At 41.0% G+C, this 22,708-nt stretch carries 19 protein-coding genes; 7 read left to right on the top strand and 12 right to left on the bottom strand.

Annotated features, from left to right (window positions below):
* Positions 1-82: 82 nt before the first annotated feature.
* From H5123_RS05890 to H5123_RS05875, 4 genes are all read right to left on the bottom strand, one after another.
* Complete coding sequence (locus H5123_RS05890; protein WP_182697321.1) at positions 83-1,294, bottom strand: acyl-CoA dehydrogenase family protein; 1,212 nt, start codon at positions 1,292-1,294, stop codon at positions 83-85.
* A 74-nt stretch (positions 1,295-1,368) separates the two neighbouring features.
* Positions 1,369-2,493 (bottom strand): NADH:flavin oxidoreductase, encoded by a 1,125-nt coding sequence (locus H5123_RS05885; protein WP_182697320.1) that lies wholly within the window; start codon positions 2,491-2,493, stop codon positions 1,369-1,371.
* Positions 2,494-2,593: 100 nt separating this feature from the next.
* Positions 2,594-3,364, bottom strand: coding sequence for an SDR family oxidoreductase (locus H5123_RS05880; protein ID WP_124014821.1), 771 nt, complete (start codon positions 3,362-3,364; stop codon positions 2,594-2,596).
* A gap of 190 nt (positions 3,365-3,554) precedes the next feature.
* Entirely contained in the window at positions 3,555-4,289 is a 735-nt protein-coding gene (locus H5123_RS05875; protein WP_124014820.1) for a histidine phosphatase family protein, read from the bottom strand.
* A gap of 288 nt (positions 4,290-4,577) precedes the next feature.
* On the opposite strand from H5123_RS05875, the gene H5123_RS05870 reads away from it, so the two are divergent.
* The gene (locus H5123_RS05870; RefSeq protein WP_182697319.1) at positions 4,578-5,489 is read left to right on the top strand and encodes a LysR family transcriptional regulator; all 912 of its coding nucleotides are present in this window, start codon (positions 4,578-4,580) and stop codon (positions 5,487-5,489) included.
* 393 nt (positions 5,490-5,882) lie between these two features.
* Here the strand turns inward: H5123_RS05870 and H5123_RS05865 are convergent, their stop codons facing one another.
* From H5123_RS05865 to H5123_RS05855, 3 genes are read right to left on the bottom strand one after another with little or no spacing between them, the layout of a single operon-like run.
* The gene (locus H5123_RS05865) at positions 5,883-7,016 is read right to left on the bottom strand and encodes an HDOD domain-containing protein (protein WP_182697318.1); all 1,134 of its coding nucleotides are present in this window, start codon (positions 7,014-7,016) and stop codon (positions 5,883-5,885) included.
* Entirely contained in the window at positions 7,013-9,004 is a 1,992-nt protein-coding gene (locus H5123_RS05860) for an EAL domain-containing protein (protein WP_182697317.1), read from the bottom strand. The genes H5123_RS05865 and H5123_RS05860 overlap by 4 nt, the downstream gene beginning before the upstream one ends.
* 11 nt (positions 9,005-9,015) lie before the next feature.
* The gene (locus H5123_RS05855; RefSeq protein ID WP_182697316.1) at positions 9,016-9,600 is read right to left on the bottom strand and encodes a response regulator; all 585 of its coding nucleotides are present in this window, start codon (positions 9,598-9,600) and stop codon (positions 9,016-9,018) included.
* A 93-nt stretch (positions 9,601-9,693) separates the two neighbouring features.
* Here H5123_RS05855 and H5123_RS05850 point away from each other — a divergent pair, with 93 nt between their 5' ends.
* Together H5123_RS05850 and H5123_RS05845 are read left to right on the top strand one after the other, a co-directional pair.
* The gene (locus tag H5123_RS05850) at positions 9,694-11,052 is read left to right on the top strand and encodes an HD domain-containing phosphohydrolase (RefSeq protein ID WP_165870023.1); all 1,359 of its coding nucleotides are present in this window, start codon (positions 9,694-9,696) and stop codon (positions 11,050-11,052) included.
* Positions 11,053-11,226: 174 nt separating this feature from the next.
* Positions 11,227-14,214: an ATP-binding protein gene (locus H5123_RS05845; protein ID WP_182697315.1), complete on the top strand. Its 2,988-nt coding sequence runs from the start codon at positions 11,227-11,229 to the stop codon at positions 14,212-14,214.
* A 9-nt stretch (positions 14,215-14,223) separates the two neighbouring features.
* On the opposite strand, the gene H5123_RS05840 is transcribed toward H5123_RS05845, so the two are convergent.
* From H5123_RS05840 to H5123_RS05830, 3 genes are read right to left on the bottom strand one after another with little or no spacing between them, the layout of a single operon-like run.
* A complete protein-coding gene (locus tag H5123_RS05840) occupies positions 14,224-15,522 on the bottom strand; it encodes an ATP-binding protein (protein WP_182697314.1) in 1,299 nt (432 codons plus the stop codon).
* Positions 15,523-15,524: 2 nt separating this feature from the next.
* Entirely contained in the window at positions 15,525-16,100 is a 576-nt protein-coding gene (locus tag H5123_RS05835) for a chemotaxis protein CheC (RefSeq protein WP_124014812.1), read from the bottom strand.
* Entirely contained in the window at positions 16,097-16,462 is a 366-nt protein-coding gene (locus H5123_RS05830; protein ID WP_124014811.1) for a response regulator, read from the bottom strand. Before H5123_RS05830 ends, H5123_RS05835 begins: the two co-directional genes overlap by 4 nt.
* 185 nt (positions 16,463-16,647) lie before the next feature.
* On the opposite strand from H5123_RS05830, the gene H5123_RS05825 reads away from it, so the two are divergent.
* Positions 16,648-17,193, top strand: a complete 546-nt coding sequence (locus tag H5123_RS05825; protein ID WP_124014810.1) for a heme NO-binding domain-containing protein — start codon at positions 16,648-16,650, stop codon at positions 17,191-17,193.
* Positions 17,186-18,094, top strand: a complete 909-nt coding sequence (locus H5123_RS05820; RefSeq protein ID WP_124014809.1) for a sensor histidine kinase — start codon at positions 17,186-17,188, stop codon at positions 18,092-18,094. The genes H5123_RS05825 and H5123_RS05820 overlap by 8 nt, the downstream gene beginning before the upstream one ends.
* Before the next feature lie 24 nt (positions 18,095-18,118).
* Here H5123_RS05820 and H5123_RS05815 read toward each other — a convergent pair whose 3' ends face one another.
* Together H5123_RS05815 and H5123_RS05810 are read right to left on the bottom strand one after the other, a co-directional pair.
* Positions 18,119-19,009: a dienelactone hydrolase family protein gene (locus H5123_RS05815; RefSeq protein WP_124014808.1), complete on the bottom strand. Its 891-nt coding sequence runs from the start codon at positions 19,007-19,009 to the stop codon at positions 18,119-18,121.
* 192 nt (positions 19,010-19,201) lie between these two features.
* A complete protein-coding gene (locus tag H5123_RS05810) occupies positions 19,202-20,161 on the bottom strand; it encodes a helix-turn-helix domain-containing protein (protein ID WP_182697313.1) in 960 nt (319 codons plus the stop codon).
* Positions 20,162-20,378: 217 nt separating this feature from the next.
* Here H5123_RS05810 and H5123_RS05805 point away from each other — a divergent pair, with 217 nt between their 5' ends.
* Positions 20,379-21,785, top strand: coding sequence for an ethanolamine ammonia-lyase subunit EutB (locus H5123_RS05805; protein WP_182697312.1), 1,407 nt, complete (start codon positions 20,379-20,381; stop codon positions 21,783-21,785).
* Entirely contained in the window at positions 21,782-22,672 is an 891-nt protein-coding gene (eutC, locus tag H5123_RS05800; RefSeq protein WP_182697311.1) for an ethanolamine ammonia-lyase subunit EutC, read from the top strand. The genes H5123_RS05805 and eutC overlap by 4 nt, the downstream gene beginning before the upstream one ends.
* Positions 22,673-22,708: the final 36 nt, after the last annotated feature.

The following is a 22,708-nucleotide window of genomic DNA, read 5'->3' as shown; positions in this document are numbered from 1 at the left end:
GTTGTTTGATGGATTTAGCTTGGCTGAGAAAAAGTACGATTACGGGGTGAAACGCTTACTGCATTTCACCCTAAGCATTTATTTACCCAACTATCTTTTTTACTAAATCACGACCCAACTGCATCATATGCACTTGATCTGGGCCATCCGCTAAACGCAACGTTCTCTGGCCAGCCCAGGCATGCGCTAAGAAAGTATCTTGGCTGACACCCACAGCGCCATGGCATTGAATCGCGCGGTCGATCACATCAAGAGACATACTTGGGGCAACAATTTTAATCATAGCGATCAATTCTTTAGCCGCTTTATTGCCTTCTGTGTCCATTTTCTGGGCTGCTTTTAAGGTCATCAAACGTGCTTGTTCAATTTGGCAGGCTGATTTGGCTATATCTTCGCGAACCGACTGCTGTTTGATCATAGGTTGACCAAATACAATACGCTCGCCAACGCGTTTACACATTAAATCGAGCGCGCGCTGAGCAATACCGATTGAACGCATGCAGTGATGAATACGCCCAGGGCCAAGACGTCCTTGGGCAATTTCAAAACCTTTGCCTTCGCCAGCAATAATGTTATCCAGCGGCACGCGCACATTAGTAAACGTTACCTCAGCATGGCCTTCAGGTGAATCATCATAGCCGAACACTTTCATCGGTCTTACCATGGTGACACCAGGGGTATTCATCGGTACAAGTACTTGAGATTGCTGAATATAACGGTTGCTATTTTCAGCATCTGTTTTACCCATCACAATCATGATTTCACACTGTTTGCGACATGCGCCGCTAATGTAAAATTTGCGGCCATTAATCACGTATTCATTGCCATCACGCACTATGCTCAGTTCAATATTAGTGGCATCGCTTGAGGCTACTTCAGGTTCTGTCATTGCAAAAGCAGAGCGTATTTTTCCGTCCAGTAAAGGCTCTAACCATTGTTTCTTTTGTGCTTCATTACCGTATTTGGCCAGTACTTCCATGTTGCCGGTGTCGGGTGCCGCGCAGTTAAACACTTCTGGCGCCCACATAACCTTGCCCATAATTTCAGCTAACGGGGCATATTCTAAATTGGTTAATCCAGCACTGTATTTACCGTAGGCAACCGGTAGAAACAAATTCCATAAACCTTCAGCTTTAGCTTTGGCTTTAAGTTGTTCCATTAACGGCGGCGTTGACCATGGTTCGAGCTCAACTTGCTTATGCATTTCTTCTTCGACAGGAAACACATGCAAATCCATAAAGTCGTTGATTCGCTTGATTAATCCTTGAACTTTTTCGCTGTATTCAAAATTCATTACTGTATCCTTTTACCCGGTAATAACGGCGCTAATCGCTGTGGTAATGAGCCTAGACCCACTGACTGAAGCGATTAACTCAACGACATTAATGACTTCTTATTAAACGGTTTAATTTCATCAATGGCGTTGTGCTGGATTTTTTTAACCCACTGAGGATCAACTAATAACGCCCGCCCAATGGCAACTAAATCAAATTCATCATTGTTTAAGCGCACTAATAACTCATCAATACCAGTTGGATTTGATGTACCCGACAAATCAGCATTGCCCTCACCGATAAAATCAGCATCTAGGCCGACATTACCCACAGTGATCACCGGCTTGTTAGTCAATTTTTTAGTCCAACCTGCAAGCCCAAGATCTGAACCCGCAAATTCTGCAACCCAAAAACGACGAGTACTGGCATGGAAAATATCAACGCCAGCATCACTTAATAAACCTAAAAATGTATCAAGTTCTTCAGGTGTTTGGCACAACTTGGCGTTGTAATCTTGTTGTTTCCACTGCGAAAAACGGAAGATAATGGTAAAGTCATTCCCCACAGCGGCGCGGATGGCATTCACGATTTCAACACCAAAACGGGTGCGATTTTCTAATGAACCACCGTATTTATCGGTGCGTTGATTGGTCCCTTCCCAGAAAAACTGATCGACTAAGTAGCCATGAGCGCCATGCACCTCGATGGCATCAAAACCGATGTTTTTAGCATCGAGCGCGGCTTGAGCAAATGACGCTACAACGGTGTCGATATCGTCTTGGGTCATGGCAACGCCGTTAGCAGCACCAGGCTTATACAAACCTGAAGGGCTATAGGCTGGTGCCTCTTTATGTGGACCTATACCTGACTTTCTTACCGAACCCACATGCCAAAGTTGAGGCGCAATTTTGCCGCCAACAGCATGCACTTCATCAACAACATGCTTCCAACCTGCTAAGGCTTGGTCACCATAAATCGCTGGCACATTCTCGTATCCATTCGCCCCTTCATGGGAGATAAATGTCCCTTCAGTGATAATCAGGCCTACATCGCCTTCGGCGCGTCTACGGTAATAGGCTGCTACTTCATCATTAGGGATATAATTAGGCGAAAATGCTCGAGTCATTGGCGCCATCACGGTCTTATTTTTGAGTGACAATGATGCTGTGACAAAGGGTTCAAATAATCTATTTACATTGGTGTTTTTGTCGCTATTCATATTTGCTTCCTAGCGTTAATTGATGCTTTATTTTTATGTTGTTTGTCTTATTCAGTTGGCTTAAGCGTTTGGCATTGGAGTCAACTTGAGTGTTAAGCCGTTAACCAATCAAATAACCGCCGTCAACATTAATCGCTGTACCTGTGGTGTAGCTTGATGCATTAGAGACTAAATATAATACAGTGCCGGCCATTTCATCAGGTTGTGCCACGCGCTTCATCGGTACGTGATGCATCATTTGTTTAAGAATGGCTGGGTTATCAACTAAAGCAGAAGCGAATTTAGTGTCGGTACCACCGGGTAATAATGCATTTACGCGAATATTAAATTGGGCGCACTCTTTAGCAAAAGCTTGTGTCATTGAAATCACTGCAGCTTTGGTAATAGAGTAGATACCTTGGTAATCGCCCGGGATCACGCCATTAACTGACGCGACATTGACAATAGCGCCACCGCCACTGTCTTTCATTAATTGCGCGCCCTTAGTCGACATAAAGAAATACCCCCGAATATTCACATCAACCGTCTTTTGAAAGGCAATTAAATCGGTATCGATAATGTGACCAAAATAAGGATTTGCCGCCGCATTATTGACTAAAATATCCAGCTTGCCATGTTGCTGTTTGATTGCAGCAAAGATTGAGTCAATTTGATCTAACTCGCCAATATGACAAGCAATGGCTTGTGCACTGCCGCCTGCGGCAACAATTTCATCTACCACGGTTTGGCAGGCTTCCAGTTTTCGGCTTGATACAATCACATGAGCACCATACTGGGCTAATACTTTAGCAACACTTTCGCCAATACCACGACTGGCTCCGGTGACTAAAGCAACTTTCCCTGTTAAATCAAATAAATCGCCCTTGTTCATGTTATTTCCTTATTATTTTGGGTTAATCGTTTTCGAGTTAATAGCTTCGAATGAATTGTATTCGGGTTAAATTGTTATATTGGTTTTGCTCGCTTAACTCAGCGAGTAAACACCGGCTGTTGATAGCGTCAGTCAATGTTTACGTTACTCCATTTGAAGCTTATTTTTAAACGTGTAACGGCACTTAAGTTTACTTATAGGTGATCCACTCATCACCAGCCTGCTCTAGATGGCTATAGTTATTAAAATAATCCACGCTCAGCATATTTTCCGAAAACAGCAATTTGGTCACGCTTGTATTTCTGGTTTGTTGATTAATTGCTAATGTTTGTTGATCGTTTAATTTTAATATGTGCTGGATGATCACTGAAATGGTACCGCCTGAGGTGAACACTAAAATGTCTTTAGACGGTTTGGGTTCATGGTTCACCGCACGTAACTGGCGTTTATGACTCAATTGCTGTTGAATAATATCTTGCAATGCACGAATACAGCGCGCCTGAAACTGCGGCCAACTCTCTTTATACTCATGATGGTTATCGCCTGAAATCCAGCGTTTAAGTGCTTGATAAAATTCTTGCTGCAGTGCCTTATTGGGCTCATCCAGTTGGTTTAGCGCGTCATTCATTTTGGCAAAGTTATTCCACTGGGGATTGTATTGCTGCAAAATCTCGACATGATCAAACTCATTAAAACCCGAGTGGATAACCATAGGCGTGGTCTCACCTTGGTATCCATTGACAAAGTGAGTTAGCGTTTGGCCGTGACGCAGCAAGTCGCCGCAATAAAACTGACTCGGGGCCCCTCTTGAACGCCAATACTCGCCCAACAATCTCGCCTGCTGGCTACCTTTGTTTGATAATTGATCGTAATCAGTGCTGCCAAATGAGGCTTGCCCGTGTCGAATCAAATAAATTGCTGCCATGTCGTGTCTCTGACTGAGTAAAAGAATGATGACTCAATAGGTAAACAATGAATCGTTGCTAACTTGAATGTAATAGCAGCCGTTTAATCTGCTATATCACATCGTATATTTGATTGTCATAACGATCATTTTGCATGCGTTTTACGCTATATCGAATCTACTTGACTATGCTAATGCCAACATCTAAATTGAACAAATGAATAGTTCTAATACCCTACTATTTATAATTTAAATAGTATATCCATCTTAGGTGGTGTTAATGCACAGTAAGGGATCACTGGAGTAAATATGAAAATTGATTTGAATTTGTTTGTGGTGTTTGATGCAATCTATTGCGAAGGTAATATCACTAAAGCGGCATCGGTATTGAATCTATCCCAGCCAGCGGTGAGTCACTCGCTGGGTAAATTACGCACTCATTTTGATGATGCTTTATTTATCAGGCAAGGTAATGAAATGCGCCCGACTCCGGTGGCAAAGAATGTAATTGATGATGTGCGCGAAGCCTTGCACCAATTACAAGTATGTTTAGTGCAATCTAGACAGTTTGAGCCATTAACCTCACGCAAAAGCTTTTCATTATCCTTACACGGTTCTTTAGAACCTTACTATTTGCCAATATTGCAACAAAGCTTATCGTTAGAGTCGCCAGCAATCAATTTAAGCAGTAATAAGCGAGTCAGACGCACAGAACTTGAAAACAAACTGGCCAGTGGCGACATCGATTTGGCCATTGATACCTTAATCCCTGTCAGCAACAATATTATGCATACGCAATTAGAGTTAGATCAACTGGTTGTTATTGCACGTAAAAATCACACTGCTATTACAGACGCACTCGATTTAGAGACTTATTTGCGCCTAGAGCATGTATTGGTGTCATCTCGCTCAACCGGGCCTAGTTTGGAAGATTTTGAACTGTCACGTATCGGTTTACATCGTAAAATATCCCTACGGTGTCAGCATGCGTTATCGGCGTGTAGAGTGATCTTAAATAACGACATGTTACTGACATTACCGAAAACGGCCGCAGCCATGTACGGTCAAATGCTTGATATCGCCATTTACCCCATGCCAGTTGAATTACCCGATATTGGGGTGCATTTATACTGGCATATTAATGTCGACAAAGAGCCAGCGAATAAATGGCTCAGAAACAAAATGATTATTGCGGCAACAAATACAAGAATCACACCTTAATCGAAATCCATAATGGGTAAACAAACAGCTGCAACTATAAGCCGACTGACATATCCTGCTCAACATAGTAAACCGATAATATTATCCACTATGTCGAGCAGCTTAATCGCTACACAGGCATGCCCCTTGGGCAACTAACGTCAAACATTATGAGAATAATGAGTCGAATTTTACGCGCTTAGGCCATCACTTTTGTCGGTGTAACGTGCTTCTGAGCATCCGAAAGCTGGTTATGTAAATGCGAAGTTTCAGTGGCTTTAGCTAAAGACAATTAGCCTATATTATCTAGACGTGGGATCGTTAAGTATTAATAAATAACAGCAAAATAATTATGATACAAATTAGCCAGCGAAGAGTGAGATTAATGTAATCATCCTTGATTACATTTTACTATTAACAATTATCTATCCAGTCAATAATATCGACATCTTCTATCAAGGTTTTTAGGTTGGTTTTTGCAAATTCATCGAGTTGACCAGACAAAAATACTTTCACTACATACATAATGAGCCCCAACTTTTGGTCTGTTAAGCCTTTTGCGGCAAAGTCAGGCTTGTCTTGCATTAAAATGATTTGACATAATTCCAGCGGGTAGCCCCATAGCGTCAATATATACACAGTTAGCGAGGTTGCTTCATCGAGTATCATTTTATTATCATCGGCATCGATATTAATAAATTCATTTGCTTCAGCAATAAACACTAAACGACCAATACCACTGAGTAAAGAAGCAATAAACACATTATCAAGTTGAACGGCTTTAAAGCCCAATGACTGGCTTAACTGGCGACTAAGTTTTGAATAATTAAAAGCCCACTCATTAACCTTTTTGTGAATTTCTATGGGTAATTTTGGCGCAATACAATTATTGACAAGCATAGATATTACAATGGTTTCTGTCATTTTAAGACCTAATCTTTTGATGGCCTCTTCTAACGAAACTGTTTTACTGTGGTAGCCTAAAAAAGCCGAATTGGCGATTTGAATAATTTTTGCCGCAATAAACGCTTCTTGCTTAATAAGATCTGCAGTTTGTCCAATATCAACATCATCAATGGCAAATAATGTTCTTAACTGCGCAGCGATTTCGGGTAACGGAAAAAAATAGCCAATTCGACCTAATTTGTTACGCATTTCTAAACTAAAATTAAGCGAATCGAGGCGTTCCAAACAAAAGAACACATCTTCTAAATCAGCTGCTGCAAAGGGTTTTTTTAGTACAAAATGCGACACTTCACTAACTTTTGAGACCACATCTTCGGCGGTATCGCCAGTGAGTAATACCCTTACTGATGAGGGAATAATCGCAGCTATTTCTTCAAGAAGCTCATCGCCATTTTTTTCAGGCATAAGGTAATCGCAAAATATTGCATCGGGCAACACCCCATGAGGCAATGCATCTTGCCAACTTAGGGCATCTTCACAAATATAAAAGTCCCAGTTTGGCTTAGCTCGTCGAGCGGTGCGTTGCAGTGCTTTAAGCATAAACATATCATCATCGATGAACAGCACAGATAATTTTTTCATATTCCCCCCATTACCGCAGCAATTGATGCGTCGGCATTGGCAATCAACCGAGTAAAACTGTCTTCATCTTGAGGACGAGCAATAAAGTAGCCTTGAATGACATCACAGTTAAGTTTTTCAAGGATCAACATTTGCTCAATGTGCTCTACCCCCTCCACAACAACTTTCATGCCTAAGTCGTGGGCCATTCGAGTGATATTACCGACCATGCTTTGAGTATTTAAATTGTCTGAGATATCAATAATTAGCGACCGATCAATTTTTAACACATCAATAGGCAGTTTTGAAAGATAAGATAAGGATGAGTAACCAGTACCAAAATCATCAATAGCAATACTGATACCGGCATTTTTTAATCGGGTTAACTTTTCTGCACTTTCTTCAATATTATCAACTAACCATGACTCAGTGAGTTCAAATTCCAGAGTCGACATATCGATATCAAATCCTGCTAATAATGCTTCCACTCTGGGAATAAAATCGGCATGGGATAGCTGTTTCCCCGATATATTTATTGCGACTTTATCGAGTCTGATACCTTTTTGGGTCCAATTTGATATTGCCATGCACGCAGCATGAATGACCCAATAACCTAGCTCTATAATTTGCCCTTCTCGCTCTGCTATCGGAATAAACACCACAGGGGAAATATTGCCTAATTGTGGATGTTCCCAGCGAAGTAACACTTCACAGCTGGTAATTTTGCGCTGATTTAAATCAAACTTAGGCTGAAAATGCAAATAGAGTTGTTGATTGTCGACCGCGTGGAATAAGGCTTTGCTGATAAACAGTTGCTTGCGTTTTTGCTCAATAATTGCCGCATCATAGCGCATAAAGAAATGCGAATGACCCGTTCTGTGTAAGCGATTAGAGATTAATGCATTGCTGAGTAACTGGGCTGCATTATCACCATCTTCTCTGGCGATACAATACGTGACGACCAGTTCAACTCTGACTGATTTATCTGAATAACTAGTATGACTAAAGGGGGCGATAAAATCAGTGAGTTGTTTGTGTAAATCATGCTCGTTGGTAAAATTATCCATGAGCAACACAAAATGCTCATTAGTCAAAAAAGCTAACGCTGAGGAAGATATTTTAGACTGAGTAAATAAGGTTAACGCAATATCATCAAATAACTTTTCAGTCGCCACCGGGCCAATTATCTCAGTCCAATAACTGTAATTTTTAAGGTGGATGGCCACCATCGCAAATGGCTTGACGGTCTCGAGCAGTGAATCAGCTAAATTAACGATTTCGTTTTGATCTAAAAATGAGGCTAATTGTTTTCTATATGGCAATGCACCATCATTTTTATTCATAAATTGCAGTTCAAAAAAGCGCGATTTATCTGTCGTTTTCTTCAACACGAATTCGACATTTTTGCCAGTGGTTGCCTTTAGCACCACGTTATCAATATTGCTACTAAATAGCGTTAACAGACATTCATAGGAGCAAAATGGAAACACATCGGCGATTAAAATACTGCTGGAATCTAGATTAAATATTTGCTTGGCAACACCATTAACTCTGCCGATCTGGCCGTTAGGATAAAGTTCAATCAGGGCCTCTGCGCTATTGGCCATTAATTGATTGACTTCATTTTCGTCAAAGTGTTTGTTGTAAGCAATAAAAGCGGCTTCAACCTCGGAATAAAGAAGCGTTTCATCCCAGGGTTTTTGTAAAAAACGAAACACAGTACCAGAATTAAGTAACGCTAATACTGAACTAAAATCAGTAAAACCACTGAGGATCATGCACAGACTTGTAGGATATTGCGCTTTTATGGCCGCCAATAATTGCGAGCCGTTCATGACTGGCATTCTAAAATCAGAAATAATCACCTGACAATGTTCTTGAGCCATGATGTTGAGCGCGTCATAACCACTGGTTGCAGTAAATACCCGATAGCCTGCACGAGCAAACAATCGTTTTAATGCCCGTAAAATGGCCTCTTCATCATCAACAATCAACAGCTTATTCGTCATATTTCTACCAGTTAATTAAAAAATTTATCTACCGCTGAACGCAATTGCTCATTATCGAATGGTTTTGGTAATACGGCATCTGCGCCTAGATCTAATGCTTTTTGCAATTCAATTTCAGATAACCCTGACACCACTAAAATTTTTAGATGGTTTAGCTCTGGTTGTTGGCGGATAAACTGCAGTACTTCAAAACCGTCTAATCCAGGCATAGATAAATCGAGTGTAACAAGGTCAGGTTTATCGCTAAGCACTTTAACCCCAGCCTGAAATCCATCAGATGCAAATGAAAATTCATAGCCGCTGGGTATCAATACGCGGCGGATCGCATTTCTAATTTCAATTTCATCGTCAATAATTAAAATGCGCTTGGGCAATTCTTTCACTGAATCAATTTGGTTAGAGTGACTTAATAACTCCTCAGGCATAGGCATTTTTTGGGTTTGCAAAAACATAATAAAATCGTCTAGTAATACACGATAATTACCTCGACCTGGGAGTTTATGTCCTTTTAATCGCCCTTGAGCAATCCATCGACTTACGGTGCGCTGGTGTACATCGCAATATTGCGCAATGTCACTGGGTCGTAATGTCTTCATAGAATGTTATCCATCATATATCTTGATTAATTAACCGTTATAGCATAACTTAATCTAAGAGACAAATAAGACAAGCGAGAAATTAAGGACATTATGAGCTCATTAGAAACATCAATGCCTATTATTTTGTGTGTCGACGACGAGACCAGCATCTTGAAGTCGCTGCAACGTTTATTTATGTCTTCAAAAGTGAAGCTATTACTGTCATCAAGTGGCCAACAAGCGCTTGAACTTATGCAAACAGAAAAAGTTAATATCATTATTTCAGATATGCGTATGCCTAATATGACAGGTGCTGAATTCCTTGCACAAGCGGCAGTGCTTCAACCGGATGCTTATCGTATTTTAATGACTGGATATTCTGATATTCAATCAACCGTTAGTGCGATTAATGTGGGTAAAATTCATCGTTATATTCAAAAACCTTGGGATAACGCAGAGCTACTTGCTCAAGTTCATGAAGGCTTAGAAATCTATCGTCTCGTAGAAGCGAACAAGTTGCTGACAAAAAAAATTACTCTGCAGAACAAGCAACTAAAGCAATTAAACAATAACTTAGAAGAGATGGTTCAGCAACGAACCACTCAATTGAAAAAGACATTATATCAATACAAACTGTTGGCCAGTACACGTGGTAATGAGCAAAAAGCCACACTTGAAGTTCTTTATAATTTGATCAGTATTAACCCTGCATTAAATGGCAAGTTTGCACTGCAAGTGAGTGAAACATGTGGTCACATAGCCACTGCATTAAAGATGAACAAAGCTCATGTCGAGTTAATCAGTAAAGCAGGTCTATACTGTGAACTGGGTAAACTAGGCTTGCCTGCACATTGCCTTACTGGCCCATACGACCAACTCAGTAGTGCAGCCCAAAAACGCTTTTTTCAACACCCGCAATTGGCAGAAGAAATGCTGGCACCAGCGGTTCACCTATCGACGATGAGTGAGATCATTGGCAGTCAATATGAGCACTATAACGGTACGGGTGAACCGTTACAAAAAGTGGCACAAAACATTCATATTGGGGCTCGTATATTAGCCGTCGCAAGAGACTTTTGGTTAGCGTTATTTGAACAACAAAATGCAAAAGATCATACTAAAGACCTCACCAAAGAAGAAATATATAAACACATAAAACTACAGCAAGGCAACGTGTATGACCCCAAAGTCGTCAATGTGCTAGGGCAAATCATTACCGCTTACCAGGACCAAGAAACGATTAACCATTCAGATGCGCAATTAGATGATGGTCTGCTTATTGAACAAATCACCGAAGGTATGCGCTTAACTCAAAATTTATACAATCGTAAACACATGTTGTTATTGCCTAAAGGCCATGTGTTTTGCGAGAAAACACTGCAGAACTTATACCGCTATCAGACAAAAAATAACGAAAAATTGCTCATCAAAGCTGAGCGAGTTGAACAAACGGATACCCAGGAAGAATAAAATATATGATCAACTCAACAACCGAATTAACAATAATATTTACCCGCACTTTTTACAGGTAATCGTGCCGATATGATGGATATTGTTACCAGACTATTTTACTCAAAGTCGTTTTCATTAAGACGATTATGGTTTTTTTGCACCACAACGCTGTTGGGATTTATCGCCAATGCTATGGCGATCGAACTGCCTATTGTCGTACCTTTTCTCATCGGTAACATTGCCTTTTCAATTATCCTCATTCGCTTAGGTTTTATCTGGTCTCTGTTGGCTCTTGCTATCGTCAGCGTTCCAATAGCAAGTAACATTGAATTATTTAACAGTATCTTGCAGCTGTTTTGCTTGATGTTATTAACATTAAATTTGAAACAACCTCTTTGGCGTATAATGGGGGTTTATACTGTCGCCATAGGCTTTATCTACCATCAATTTGCGTATCCCATTTTTACTGAATCGCCAGCGTTATTAGTCAGTGCCACACTGTTAAACGGTTGTATTTTTATTTTATGTACCAAAACGGCGTTAATGCTAAATGTCATTACAATCACCCCAAAAAATCAAAAAAATCAAAGCTTAAAGCTGCAGTTAAGCCATCGAATTGGTTTGTATAGCGCCGTACCCTGCACGATTTTAATCGCATTTATTTTACAAGGTGCTATCAGTCTCCACATATCATCCGTTCTGCAGTATTACGATAATGAACAAAGTAAATTTATTAATGAAATTCAACGTCATATCGAACGGTATATCGGCAATACAGAACTTATCGCCAGTTTAGGACATGACAATATTGACCAAAACACATTACGTAAGTTAACTGAACAACAAGCAGAACTGATATCTGCACTGGTCACCGATAAGAATGGCCTTATTTCACTATTTTATAAAGCCGACTTACCTAACAGTAAAATGCAAAAGACATCGGTTGCCGACCGGAGTTATTTCAGTAAACCTAAGGAACTGAGCAAAAGCTATGTCAGTGAGACCTTTCAGGGAAGAGGACTGGGTGAAGATCGATTATTTGCGGTCAGCGCACCGCTTTTCCAAAATGGCACATTTGATGGGGTAGTCGAGATTTCTGTCAATCTTAAAACGTTAACCAATACCTTCAAATCTTCAGATGATATGGATTCTAACCGTATTTTACTCGACAGAGACTCGAAGAAAATTTGGGGTAGCGATACCTTAGGACAGTTAGGTCGTGTCTGGACAGAACGGCCATTAATGACACCTTTCACAAGCTCTGTATTTGGACAGCATATATTTAATAAAGTTGAACCAATTGCCTTCACATCTGACGGTCGTTATATCGTTATACGAAAACACCTAGACGAATTGAATTGGACAGCGCTGTACTATTTAGACACCCGCTCATTCGTGATTCGCTATTTTATTTATCTATCGATTGCGATGATATCAGCGTTGTTATTGCTGCAATACATCACAGTGTTGTCTGGTCGATTAATTCATCAGTACACCAATACATTAGAACAAATTACCCGCCACACTCATCGCTGGCGATCTGATAAACCTAATACACAGCCTCTGACATTTACCACCACAGCACTTGAGTTTGAAGTATTGTCTGAAAGCATTAATGGTTTGCAAAAGCGAGTAATCGATTCTCGCAAAGCTATGCACAAATCAATGGCAGAAGTGAGCACTCTCAATAATGAATTAGAAGCAAGAGTCAAAGACAGAACTCAGCAACTGGAACAAGAACGTGATAAAGCAAAACTGCTCGCAGAAATTAAAACCCGGTTTCTAGCAAATATGAGTCATGAGATCCGCACACCGATTACTATTATTAAGGGTTTTACTGAAGAACTGCTTAGTGAAGCGACGGGCGATACCTACCGCACGCTTAATCGTATAAATCAAAATACTCTGCACTTACAAAATGTAATTGATGATATTCTCGATACAGCTAAAATTGAGCAAGGCAAAATGCGCATCGCATTAGAATCGATTAATCTTGCCCATTTTATGACTAACTTTATCGATAGCACGGCACAAATGGCGCACAAAAAGGGCTTGTCTATTGACTATGATGTCAGTGACATTGCTGACGTTCATATCATGGCCGACCCTTTCCGATTACAACAAATATTACTTAATTTACTCAGTAACGCGGTAAAGTTTACCGCCACAGGATCGATTACCCTTAAAGCTGAAAAAACAACAGCGCAAAGCTGTAGCATCAAAGTAATAGACCAAGGTATTGGCATTAGCAAACAGCAACAGTCCACCCTGTTTGAGGCATTTACCCAAGCCAATTCCAGCACGAGTCGAGATTATGGCGGTACAGGACTTGGCTTGTATATTAGCAAACAACTTGCTGATGCAATGGACATATCACTCACGGTAACCAGCGAGATTGGTCAAGGGTCGACTTTCATGCTGAGTTTTAACACCCACAGCGCTTTGCAAAAACCAATAAAAGACTCGACTGTAATAGCAACTGAATTGCCTACCAGTGCAAGTCATGGTAGAAAATTGCTCATTGTTGATGATGTTGAAGACATTCGCATCTTAGTGGCTGCTTACGTTAAGTCACTTAATATGGAGTTATTGTTTGCGGAGAATGGTCAACAAGCCTTGGATATTGCCCTCAAACATCGCCCAGATATCATTATTATGGATCAGCAAATGCCAATAATGGATGGCTTGAGCGCGGGTCAAGCAATGAGACGTCATGGGTTTGAATCGGTGATTATTTCACTGAGTGCAGATGTGTTTGAACAGCACCCTGTAAGCGACACCGTATCGCCTTTTAACGCAACGCTTTGCAAGCCTATTGATAAAACACAACTGTTAAATACCATACAATTTTGTTTATCAAAACATGATATAACACTGCCTAATGAAGATATTACTAGTATGAGTGCACAGCAAGAGATGGACGGATTCGACGAGTTACGACAGGACTACTTGGAAAGTTTACGCGCCATACCTGACGAGTTAAACTTGCTTGCGGCAACCTCAGAGCATAAACAAGTTGTCATGCTATTTCATAAAATTAAGGGAACCAGTGCCTGCTTAGGGTTACATGACGTGAGTGCAACAGCACAACAGGCGGAAGCCGCGCTAAGAGATGGGGGCAATCTTAATCAAGTGTGTAATGAGTTTAATGCGCGCTTAACGCAATTGTTCTCTTGTTAAGATCGCTTACTATGAAGGTGTTTCAAGGTCACTAGGCGTTAATAATGGCAGGGTTATTATAAAGGTGGTGCCCACATCAAGCTCGGAGCTTACCACAATACTACCTTTGTGTTTTTGCACGATACTATAAGACAATGACAATCCCAAGCCAGTTCCCTGACCTACAGGTTTTGTGGTGTAAAATGGTTCAAAAATTTTACGCTGTGCCGATTCACTTATGCCACAACCGGTATCTTTTATTTCAATAACCAATGCTGTGCTGCTCGCCGATACCTTAATGTAAATGTGCCCTTTACCATCAATAGCCTGTGCTGAATTGACAATTAAATTCAAAAACACCTGGTTTAACTGCATTGGCTGGCAAAATAATGCCGGTAATGGCTGCTGAAATTCGCGATGGACTTCAACATTATATTTAAGCTGGCTGTTGGCAATTTTTAACGTATTTTCAATACCTTCAATAATATTAGCATGCTGCCATTCACTACTGTCGACATGTGAAAACACTTTAAGATTTTTGATAATATCAGTGACGCGATCTATTCCGGTAATCGACTCATTAATTAATTCAGGCATGTCCTCACGTAAAAACGAATATTGACTGCGCTCTTGCATTTCTTGCTGCAAAGCCATAAAGGTTTTGTTTTGGGTTTTATTCACCACCTTTTCATAAAAGCTGATCAAATTTAATAGCTTAGATGAATAATCTTGTAGGCTTTGTAAATTAGAATGAATAAAACCAATAGGATTGTTTATCTCATGAGCGACGCCCGCAGCTAACTGCCCAATGGCGGCCATTTTGTCTGCTTGTAATAACTGATTCTGCGCGGCTTCTAGTTTAGTGTTTAGCGCCAGTAATGCTGAGTGTTCTTGTGCTAACTCTTCAGAAAGTTGTTTCTTACCCTGGTAATAACTCGCCAACTCAGTGACGTCTTGTACTATCATGCATACGGTTTTAACCACATTATTACTAACATGTAACGGTATAAACTCAATGTTTTGGTACATTAATGTTTCTTCGCCTGTGATTGGGCGGCTACTACTGAATAAAAATACGTGTGGTCTGTGTTCCCAATATGAAAAACTAGCATTGTTCAATACAAATACACTGTTGATCTTTTTCTTTAAATATTTTGCTTCATTTGGGAAAAGAGTCAGCAAATTTTGCCCTTTTACTTGGTCACAACTGATGTTCAGCCGATCAGCAAAAAAGTCATTCCAGTACTCTATTTCTAATTGTTCATTAAGAACACATACCCCTAAAGGCAATTTTGCAGTCAGATTCTCTAATACTGCGAGGGTCGTCATCGTTACTCCAACAAGCTATTTAATCGACTTAATAACGTCGAAATTGACTCTGCTTCTAAACAAATAACAATTTTTGAATCAAAATGACTGGACTCTACTTTAAATTCAACTTCCATGAGTAAAGTGTGAGCCCAACGATAGTGTTCTGGCGACAGTTTTTCCGGTTCAAATACTGTCGGCATGCTCAGCTTAGTGGTCAGTTCTAACTGCTCGGCAAAACCATTTAAACAGGCTCCAGCTAGAATATTTGACAGTTCAAGCAAGAGCTCTTCACGGGTAATATCTGACAAAGGTAGCTCATAATCCATCAGCTCAGCAATGGCTTCACACCCCGCATGCGATTGTAGCGAAACGACCTCACCCTTTACTGTGCCCAAAAAAGATTGCCGAGTATGCCACATGACATCTGAACTGATCATATCGACAAATTCAGTGGGGGTAACAGAGGAAATGAGTGGAATAGAAAGGGTAATTTTAGCGCCAATTAACCTCGCTAACGAATTGGCTGCTTGGCCCATTGAAATATTCATCAACTCCTGTAATGCATCACGCTGCAGTTCACTTAATTGATAAATCATATCAACCCCACATCTGTTAATGCTTGTGATAATTGCTCAGAGTTCAATGGCTTGTGCAAAAACCGAAACGCTCCAAGCTTGTCGACTAACTTTTTCGCTTCTGGCTGTATATCGGCACTAATCACAATGACGATAGTTTTCGTTTTATGCTCATTTAAGTAGCTGAGTACACCAAAGCCATCGAGTTCAGGCATAGTTAAGTCTAGGAAAAGAACGTCAGCTTTTCCAGCTTCAACGGCCTCAAGAGCTTCTTTACCGTTAGTGACCTCGGTTATTTCAATATCCCAATCCGCGGGTAAAGCCCGTCTAACGACTTTTCTTGACATCATTGAATCGTCGGCAATGGTTACAGGTATCGGCATTACAATCTCCACATTGTCTCATTTGTCCTCTAAACATTATGGTGACGACAACCTTGAATGTCAAAAACTATTAGTATTTATTTTAAACACTGGTTTTACGCTGCAATCATTGCCATACTCAGGGGACAAATAAGACAAGTTACACTCTGTACTTTATTTCACATAGACTAAAATTGAGAGGCGCTATGAAAGGCATTATCTTTAATGTGCTTGAAGAAATGATAGTTGAACAAGCTGGCATGGAGGTTTGGAACACATTACTTGAAAAACATACGCCACAAAATCGGGTTTATGTGTCTGCTAAAAACTACCCTGAAACGGAGCTATTTGCCATTGCAACCGATGTTGCTGCGCTGCTCAATGTTCCTCTGCAACAAGTAGTAAAAGCCTTTGGACAGTATTTGTTTTCAGGATTAGCCACTAGACATACCGGTGTAATGACACGTTTTTCAGGTTTCACTTCCTTGGTGATGGGTATTCATAATGTTATTCATGTTGAAGTGAATAAGCTTTACCATGAACCCGCTTTACCCACCATTAGTTGTGTATTAGTAAATAACCACAATATTGAACTAACTTATCATTCACCACGTAAATTATGTTTTTGTGCGGAAGGCCTTATCTTTGGCGCTGCAGAGTATTATCAACAAGCCATCACCATTAAGCATGATGTCTGTATGCACCATGGTGATGAAAAATGTATTTTAAATATTGAGTTAATTAATGACTGATAAACCTGATCCATATTTAGCAGCCTATCAGCGAGAGAAAAAAGCACGTATTGAGGTCGAGCAGTTGCTCGAAGATTCGATACGTCAGTTATACGAAAGAAACGTATTACTTGAAAGCCAAATAGTGCAAATTAAAAATCAACAAAAATCACTTATACAGCAAGAGAAATTGGCATTATTAGGCACATTAGCGGCGGGCGTAGCTCACGAAATTAATAACCCGCTCGCGTTTGTCAGCAGTAACGTAACAACCTTAAATGCCTATGTTTCTGACTTGCTTAACGTGATACCGAAAGACAGCTTAAATGAGGCTGACACTCGAAATATCAACTTTATAATGAGCGACTTACCTGAGCTGATTTCGGATACCGAACATGGGTTGGTACGCATAAAAGATATTGTTAAAAACCTATTATTTTTTGCGAGAACAGATGCTGATCAGTTATCTGAAGTCGATCTACTGCTAGCTGTTGAGATAGCGTTAAAGTTATTAGGACCGAAACTTAAAAATGTCCTTGTTACACAAAATCTACAACCAGTGCCAAAGATCATCTTTAACTCTGGTGAACTCAATCAAGTGCTCATTAATATTCTGGTTAACGCCATACAGGCATGCGAGTACATGACAAATCATACCTCAAAGATAGGTGTCGATCTGACTCAAGTTAATGATGAGATATTATTAAATGTTACCGATAATGGTTGTGGAATGTCAGAAGAGGTTCAGCAAAGAATATTTGATGCATTTTACACCACAAAACCCGTCGGGACTGGAACGGGTATCGGTATGTCAATAGTGCTACAAATACTCGAGCAACATGACGCCAAGATTGTCGTAAAGTCTGAATTAAATAAAGGCACAAGTATTCAAATTTACTTTCCTATATCCACATCCATGTAGATATTTATCATTAAAATAAAATGGTTAACTAATTTGTTTATTGAAAAAATCTAATGTTCGCTGCCACGCAAGCTCTGCATTGGCTTCATCATAACGGCCGGTAGAGTCGTTATGAAATCCGTGGTTGGCTTTGTTATACATGTGCATTTGATATGGCACATTAACGGCTTTTAAATCCTCCTCATATTCTGGCCATGTTGCGTTCACTCTTTCATCTAATTCAGCTAACTGAATCAGTAAAGGGGCTTTGATGTTTTTTCTAAGTGCTTTAGCCGCTGGGGTGCCATAAAAAGGCACCCCAGCTTGAATTAAATTAGCCTCCACGGCGGCAAGATAATTCACAATATAACCACCAAAACAAAAGCCGACCGCGCCCAGCTTGCCATTACTTTGCTGATGGCCTTTCAAAAACTTAGCCGCGGCAACAAAGTCTTGCTCAATTTTGCTTCGGTCTAATGATTGCTGCATTGCCCGACCTTCATCGTCATTGCCAGGATAACCGCCGAGTGAAAAAAGCGCATCAGGCGCAAATGCAATAAAACCCGCTTTCGCTAAACGGCGAGCAACATCTTCAATATATGGATTTAAACCACGATTTTCATGAACCACTAATACCACCGGTAATAAAGCGGTTTTATTGGTGGGCTCAACTAAGTAGCCCTGGCCTTTACCATAACCTAAAGGCGAATCAAATTGGGTATAAGTGGCTTTAATGTCGGCATCATTAAATGACACTTGCTCAGCTAAAGCATAATTAGGCAGTAACGCTGAGGTCAGAACACTCATTGAATAACCTAACGCCACTAACGAGCCTAATTTAGTCATAAAGGTACGCCGGTCCATGCCACCATGAGCATAGGCGTCATACCAATCAAAGGCTTCTTGCGGAATATTATCGACGGATTTGTGCTGCATAAGTTCCCTCTTCTGATCAAGTGTCATTACGGTAATTGATGGTTATTGATATTAGTAGATAACAGTTAATGTTAGCTGAAGATGATTAATTAACCACCGGCTGCGCAATTGATACGCTTAACCATTGGCTTAAGTTCAATTGATTTGGTGCGCCTAATTATCGCGATGTGACACTCTAACGATTGCAATGAGTCAAGGTTGAGCTGGCTGATATCGCTGACGGGTAAGAGATGGATTCTCGCCAAATAATTGGGTGTAATCTTTAGTAAATTGGCCTGGATGCCAAAAACCCCAGTTTGCCGCAATCACTGAAATAGGATGGTGTAGATCAGGCTGTTTAAGCTCTCGCCTAACATTATTCAAACGGGTTAATCGTAAAAAACGCAATGGATTAATGCCTAAAATACTCTCAAAACTATACTGCAGGGTGCGGCGGCTAACAAAAGTAAGCTCACAAAGTTGAGTGATGGTTACGGCCTGTTGCGGATGGTCATCGATAAAAGCTTTAACTTTTTCAACGACGGCTAAACGATGTTGATAACTGGGGGCCACCGTTTGCGTTGATGCTGGTTGGCTTAATAAATTCAGTGCTAAGGTGCTTAACATGTCTTGCTGAAGATCGGTGCGCAAGCCTAATTCACTGTGGTTAATCAGCTTTTCAATCATCAAACGAGTTTGATTGAGTAAAATTGGATTGCAATCAATCCGTTCCGCTCCTCGCGTTGATAAGTTCTTCAACGACAGCCCTTGTATTTCAGCCATGGAATATAAGCTGTGTTGATTAAGCACCACACCATAAATAGTAAATTGCTCAGGGGTGATTAACTCAAAATCATAATCACTGCTTCGACACATCAACTGATGAGTATCAAGCTGTAAACCATTTATTTTACTTTGCTCAGAACGACATGGAATGCCCAACCAAATAGAATTAGGCGCAATGTTGCACTGCTGCCTTAATGCTCGTTGAGTAAATTCTTTGAATAAATGCATGTCTGGATAATCCAGGCCCTCAATACAACCATAAAAACTGCCGTTACTGACCTGATCATAAACTTGCTGCCATTGGGTTAAATTATGCGCTTGCTCATCGATGTCATTGGTCTGCACCACGCTCTTTTTTGGTGCGAGCTGATTAAAATGGTGCTCCATCTGTCATCTCCTAGCGTTAAAGATTGATTAACCCCACCTTATTATCTTGATTAAATCCATTTTATCTTTCTGATATAAAACATAAAAAATGACTTTGCCGAAACTTGATAGCCACTTGGTACGAATTAAGCTGGTATTGAATTAATTAAATGAGTTGATTAACGATTACAGCAGCAAAACCTGTACCAAGGTTTGATCGTTGACGGTGAGGTAATAAATGAGCCATTCGTATCGCTACACTCTAGGTAGCCAAACATATCAATTTAAAGACTTGGCCCAGCTAATGGCCAAAGCAACGCCGCAACGCTCGGGCGATCGCTTAGCGGGCGTAATTGCCTTATCAGCCAAAGAACGAGCCGTTGCCCAAATGACACTCGCTGATGTGCCCTTAAAAACGTTTCTTAATGACGCTCTCATTCCCTATGAACAAGATGAAGTGACCCGCTTAATCATTGATGAACATGACACCCAGGCATTTGCTTATATTAGCCATTTAACCGTTGGTGATTTTCGTAATTGGCTGTTAAGTGACTACGCCACACCGCAAGTATTAGCCGCGGTCAGAATGGGTATTACCCCAGAAATGGCTGCTGCGGTAAGTAAAATCATGCGTAATCAAGATCTTATTCTTGTGGCTAAAAAATGCCATGTCACTAGCGCTTTTAGAAATACCATTGGCTTACCCGGACACTTATCGACCCGCTTACAACCTAACCACCCAACCGACGATGTTAACGGCATCGCGGCGTCAATACTTGATGGTTTGCTATATGGCAATGGTGATGCGGTTATCGGCATTAATCCTGCAACCGATAACGTTGCACAAGCGATTAAGCTAATGAAGTTAATGGATGATGTGATCCAAAAATATGATATTCCAACCCAAAGCTGCGTGCTCACCCATGTCACCAACACCATTGAATGCATTGAAGCGGGTGCCCCGGTCGATTTGGTGTTTCAATCGATTGGCGGAACTGAAGCAACCAACTCCAGTTTCGGATTTAACCTCAATACCTTAGCTGAAGCGCAAGATGCCGCATTAAGCCTACACAGGGGTACGGTTGGCAATAACGTAATGTATTTTGAAACAGGCCAAGGCAGCTCGTTGTCTGCTAATGCTCACCATGGGTTAGACCAACAAACCTGTGAAGCTAGAGCCTATGCGGTCGCGCGCAAGTTTTCACCATTACTGGTCAACACAGTAGTGGGCTTTATTGGTCCTGAATATTTATTTGATGGTAAAGAAATCACCCGCGCAGGGTTAGAGGATCATTTTTGCGGCAAGTTGTTAGGCGTGCCAATGGGCTGTGATGTTTGCTACACCAACCACGCTGAAGCTGACCAAAACGACATGGACAATCTGCTCACTTTATTAGGCGTTGCCGGTTGCTCGTTTGTGATGGGTATTCCTGGGTCAGACGACATTATGCTTAATTATCAAACCACCTCATTTCATGATGCCTTGTATGTCCGCCGAGTACTGGACGCGCATCCCGCGCCCGAGTTTGAACACTGGCTAACCAAAATGAACATCATGAAAAATAACACCGACTTTGTTTTATCGAGCACGCTACCCAGCGCATTTGCCAAACCGCTTTATGCTTTGCAAGGAGGCGCAAAATGAGCACGCCTGATGTAAAGCAGTCTAATAATGCTGTCGATACTGGCATATCACATCAAGATAATGGCAAGGTGGTGGCCAATCCTTGGCGCGATCTGCGCCGCTTTACTGACGCCCGCATTGGTCTTGGTAGAGCAGGCATTAGTTTACCCACAGCAGAATTGTTAGCGTTTCAATTATCGCATGCACAAGCTCGCGACGCGGTAAATTTCCCTCTGGACATTGATGCACTCGCAGCGCAACTGGCCAGTATTCCTTTACTGGATAAGGTTAGCCCAATCAAGGTTCACAGTCAGGCAGATGATCGTATTACCTATTTGCAACGCCCTGATCTTGGCCGAAAACTGTCCCAAAGTGGTCGTGACAGCTTGTTAAGCCACATGAATAGCCAAGGACCAACGACCCACAGCCAATACGATCTTGCCATCGTGGTGGTTGATGGTTTGTCATCACTGGCGGTGCAGCTTAATGCTCAAACTTTTATCAACGAATTACTCACCCTACTCAAGCCGCAAATCACACAGTGGAAAATCGCGCCAATTACCTTGGTTGAACAAGGCCGAGTGGCCATAGGCGATGATATTGGCCAGCTGTTAAATGCCCAAGTGGTGATGGTGCTTATCGGCGAACGCCCGGGACTCAGCTCACCAGACAGCCTTGGGTTATATCTGACTTGGGCACCTAAAACAGGACTTAATGATGCCTGTCGAAATTGTATTTCTAACATTCGCCCTGCGGGGTTGCCTTATAAAGAGGCAGCCAAACGTGCGCTGTATTTATTAACCGAGGCCAAAAAACTCAAACTAACAGGAGTCAATTTAAAAGATCGCACTCAAGACGATGTGATTGAACACCAACAGCCAAGGCAAAATTTTTTAATCGCTGAATAACGGCGAATAAATTCAATATGTTAAATACTCATTAGA

It is taken from the genome of Shewanella sp. SR43-4, from assembly GCF_014163845.1.
Taxonomy (GTDB): domain Bacteria; phylum Pseudomonadota; class Gammaproteobacteria; order Enterobacterales; family Shewanellaceae; genus Shewanella; species Shewanella vesiculosa.
The sequence above is the reverse complement of the archived record's forward strand: the minus strand, read 5'-3'. Positions and strand labels throughout refer to the sequence as shown.

Excerpts from the sequence above, each read along its gene's own strand:
- H5123_RS05890 (WP_182697321.1), bottom strand. The coding sequence starts at position 1,294 with ATGAATTTTGAATACAGCGAAAAAGTTCAAGGATTAATCAAGCGAATC.
- H5123_RS05885 (WP_182697320.1), bottom strand. The coding sequence starts at position 2,493 with ATGAATAGCGACAAAAACACCAATGTAAATAGATTATTTGAACCCTTT.
- H5123_RS05880 (WP_124014821.1), bottom strand. The coding sequence starts at position 3,364 with ATGAACAAGGGCGATTTATTTGATTTAACAGGGAAAGTTGCTTTAGTC.
- H5123_RS05875 (WP_124014820.1), bottom strand. The coding sequence starts at position 4,289 with ATGGCAGCAATTTATTTGATTCGACACGGGCAAGCCTCATTTGGCAGC.
- H5123_RS05870 (WP_182697319.1), top strand. The coding sequence starts at position 4,578 with ATGAAAATTGATTTGAATTTGTTTGTGGTGTTTGATGCAATCTATTGC.
- H5123_RS05865 (WP_182697318.1), bottom strand. The coding sequence starts at position 7,016 with ATGAAAAAATTATCTGTGCTGTTCATCGATGATGATATGTTTATGCTT.
- H5123_RS05860 (WP_182697317.1), bottom strand. The coding sequence starts at position 9,004 with ATGACGAATAAGCTGTTGATTGTTGATGATGAAGAGGCCATTTTACGG.
- H5123_RS05855 (WP_182697316.1), bottom strand. The coding sequence starts at position 9,600 with ATGAAGACATTACGACCCAGTGACATTGCGCAATATTGCGATGTACAC.
- H5123_RS05850 (WP_165870023.1), top strand. The coding sequence starts at position 9,694 with ATGAGCTCATTAGAAACATCAATGCCTATTATTTTGTGTGTCGACGAC.
- H5123_RS05845 (WP_182697315.1), top strand. The coding sequence starts at position 11,227 with ATGGCGATCGAACTGCCTATTGTCGTACCTTTTCTCATCGGTAACATT.
- H5123_RS05840 (WP_182697314.1), bottom strand. The coding sequence starts at position 15,522 with ATGACGACCCTCGCAGTATTAGAGAATCTGACTGCAAAATTGCCTTTA.
- H5123_RS05835 (WP_124014812.1), bottom strand. The coding sequence starts at position 16,100 with ATGATTTATCAATTAAGTGAACTGCAGCGTGATGCATTACAGGAGTTG.
- H5123_RS05830 (WP_124014811.1), bottom strand. The coding sequence starts at position 16,462 with ATGCCGATACCTGTAACCATTGCCGACGATTCAATGATGTCAAGAAAA.
- H5123_RS05825 (WP_124014810.1), top strand. The coding sequence starts at position 16,648 with ATGAAAGGCATTATCTTTAATGTGCTTGAAGAAATGATAGTTGAACAA.
- H5123_RS05820 (WP_124014809.1), top strand. The coding sequence starts at position 17,186 with ATGACTGATAAACCTGATCCATATTTAGCAGCCTATCAGCGAGAGAAA.
- H5123_RS05815 (WP_124014808.1), bottom strand. The coding sequence starts at position 19,009 with ATGCAGCACAAATCCGTCGATAATATTCCGCAAGAAGCCTTTGATTGG.
- H5123_RS05810 (WP_182697313.1), bottom strand. The coding sequence starts at position 20,161 with ATGGAGCACCATTTTAATCAGCTCGCACCAAAAAAGAGCGTGGTGCAG.
- H5123_RS05805 (WP_182697312.1), top strand. The coding sequence starts at position 20,379 with ATGAGCCATTCGTATCGCTACACTCTAGGTAGCCAAACATATCAATTT.
- eutC (WP_182697311.1), top strand. The coding sequence starts at position 21,782 with ATGAGCACGCCTGATGTAAAGCAGTCTAATAATGCTGTCGATACTGGC.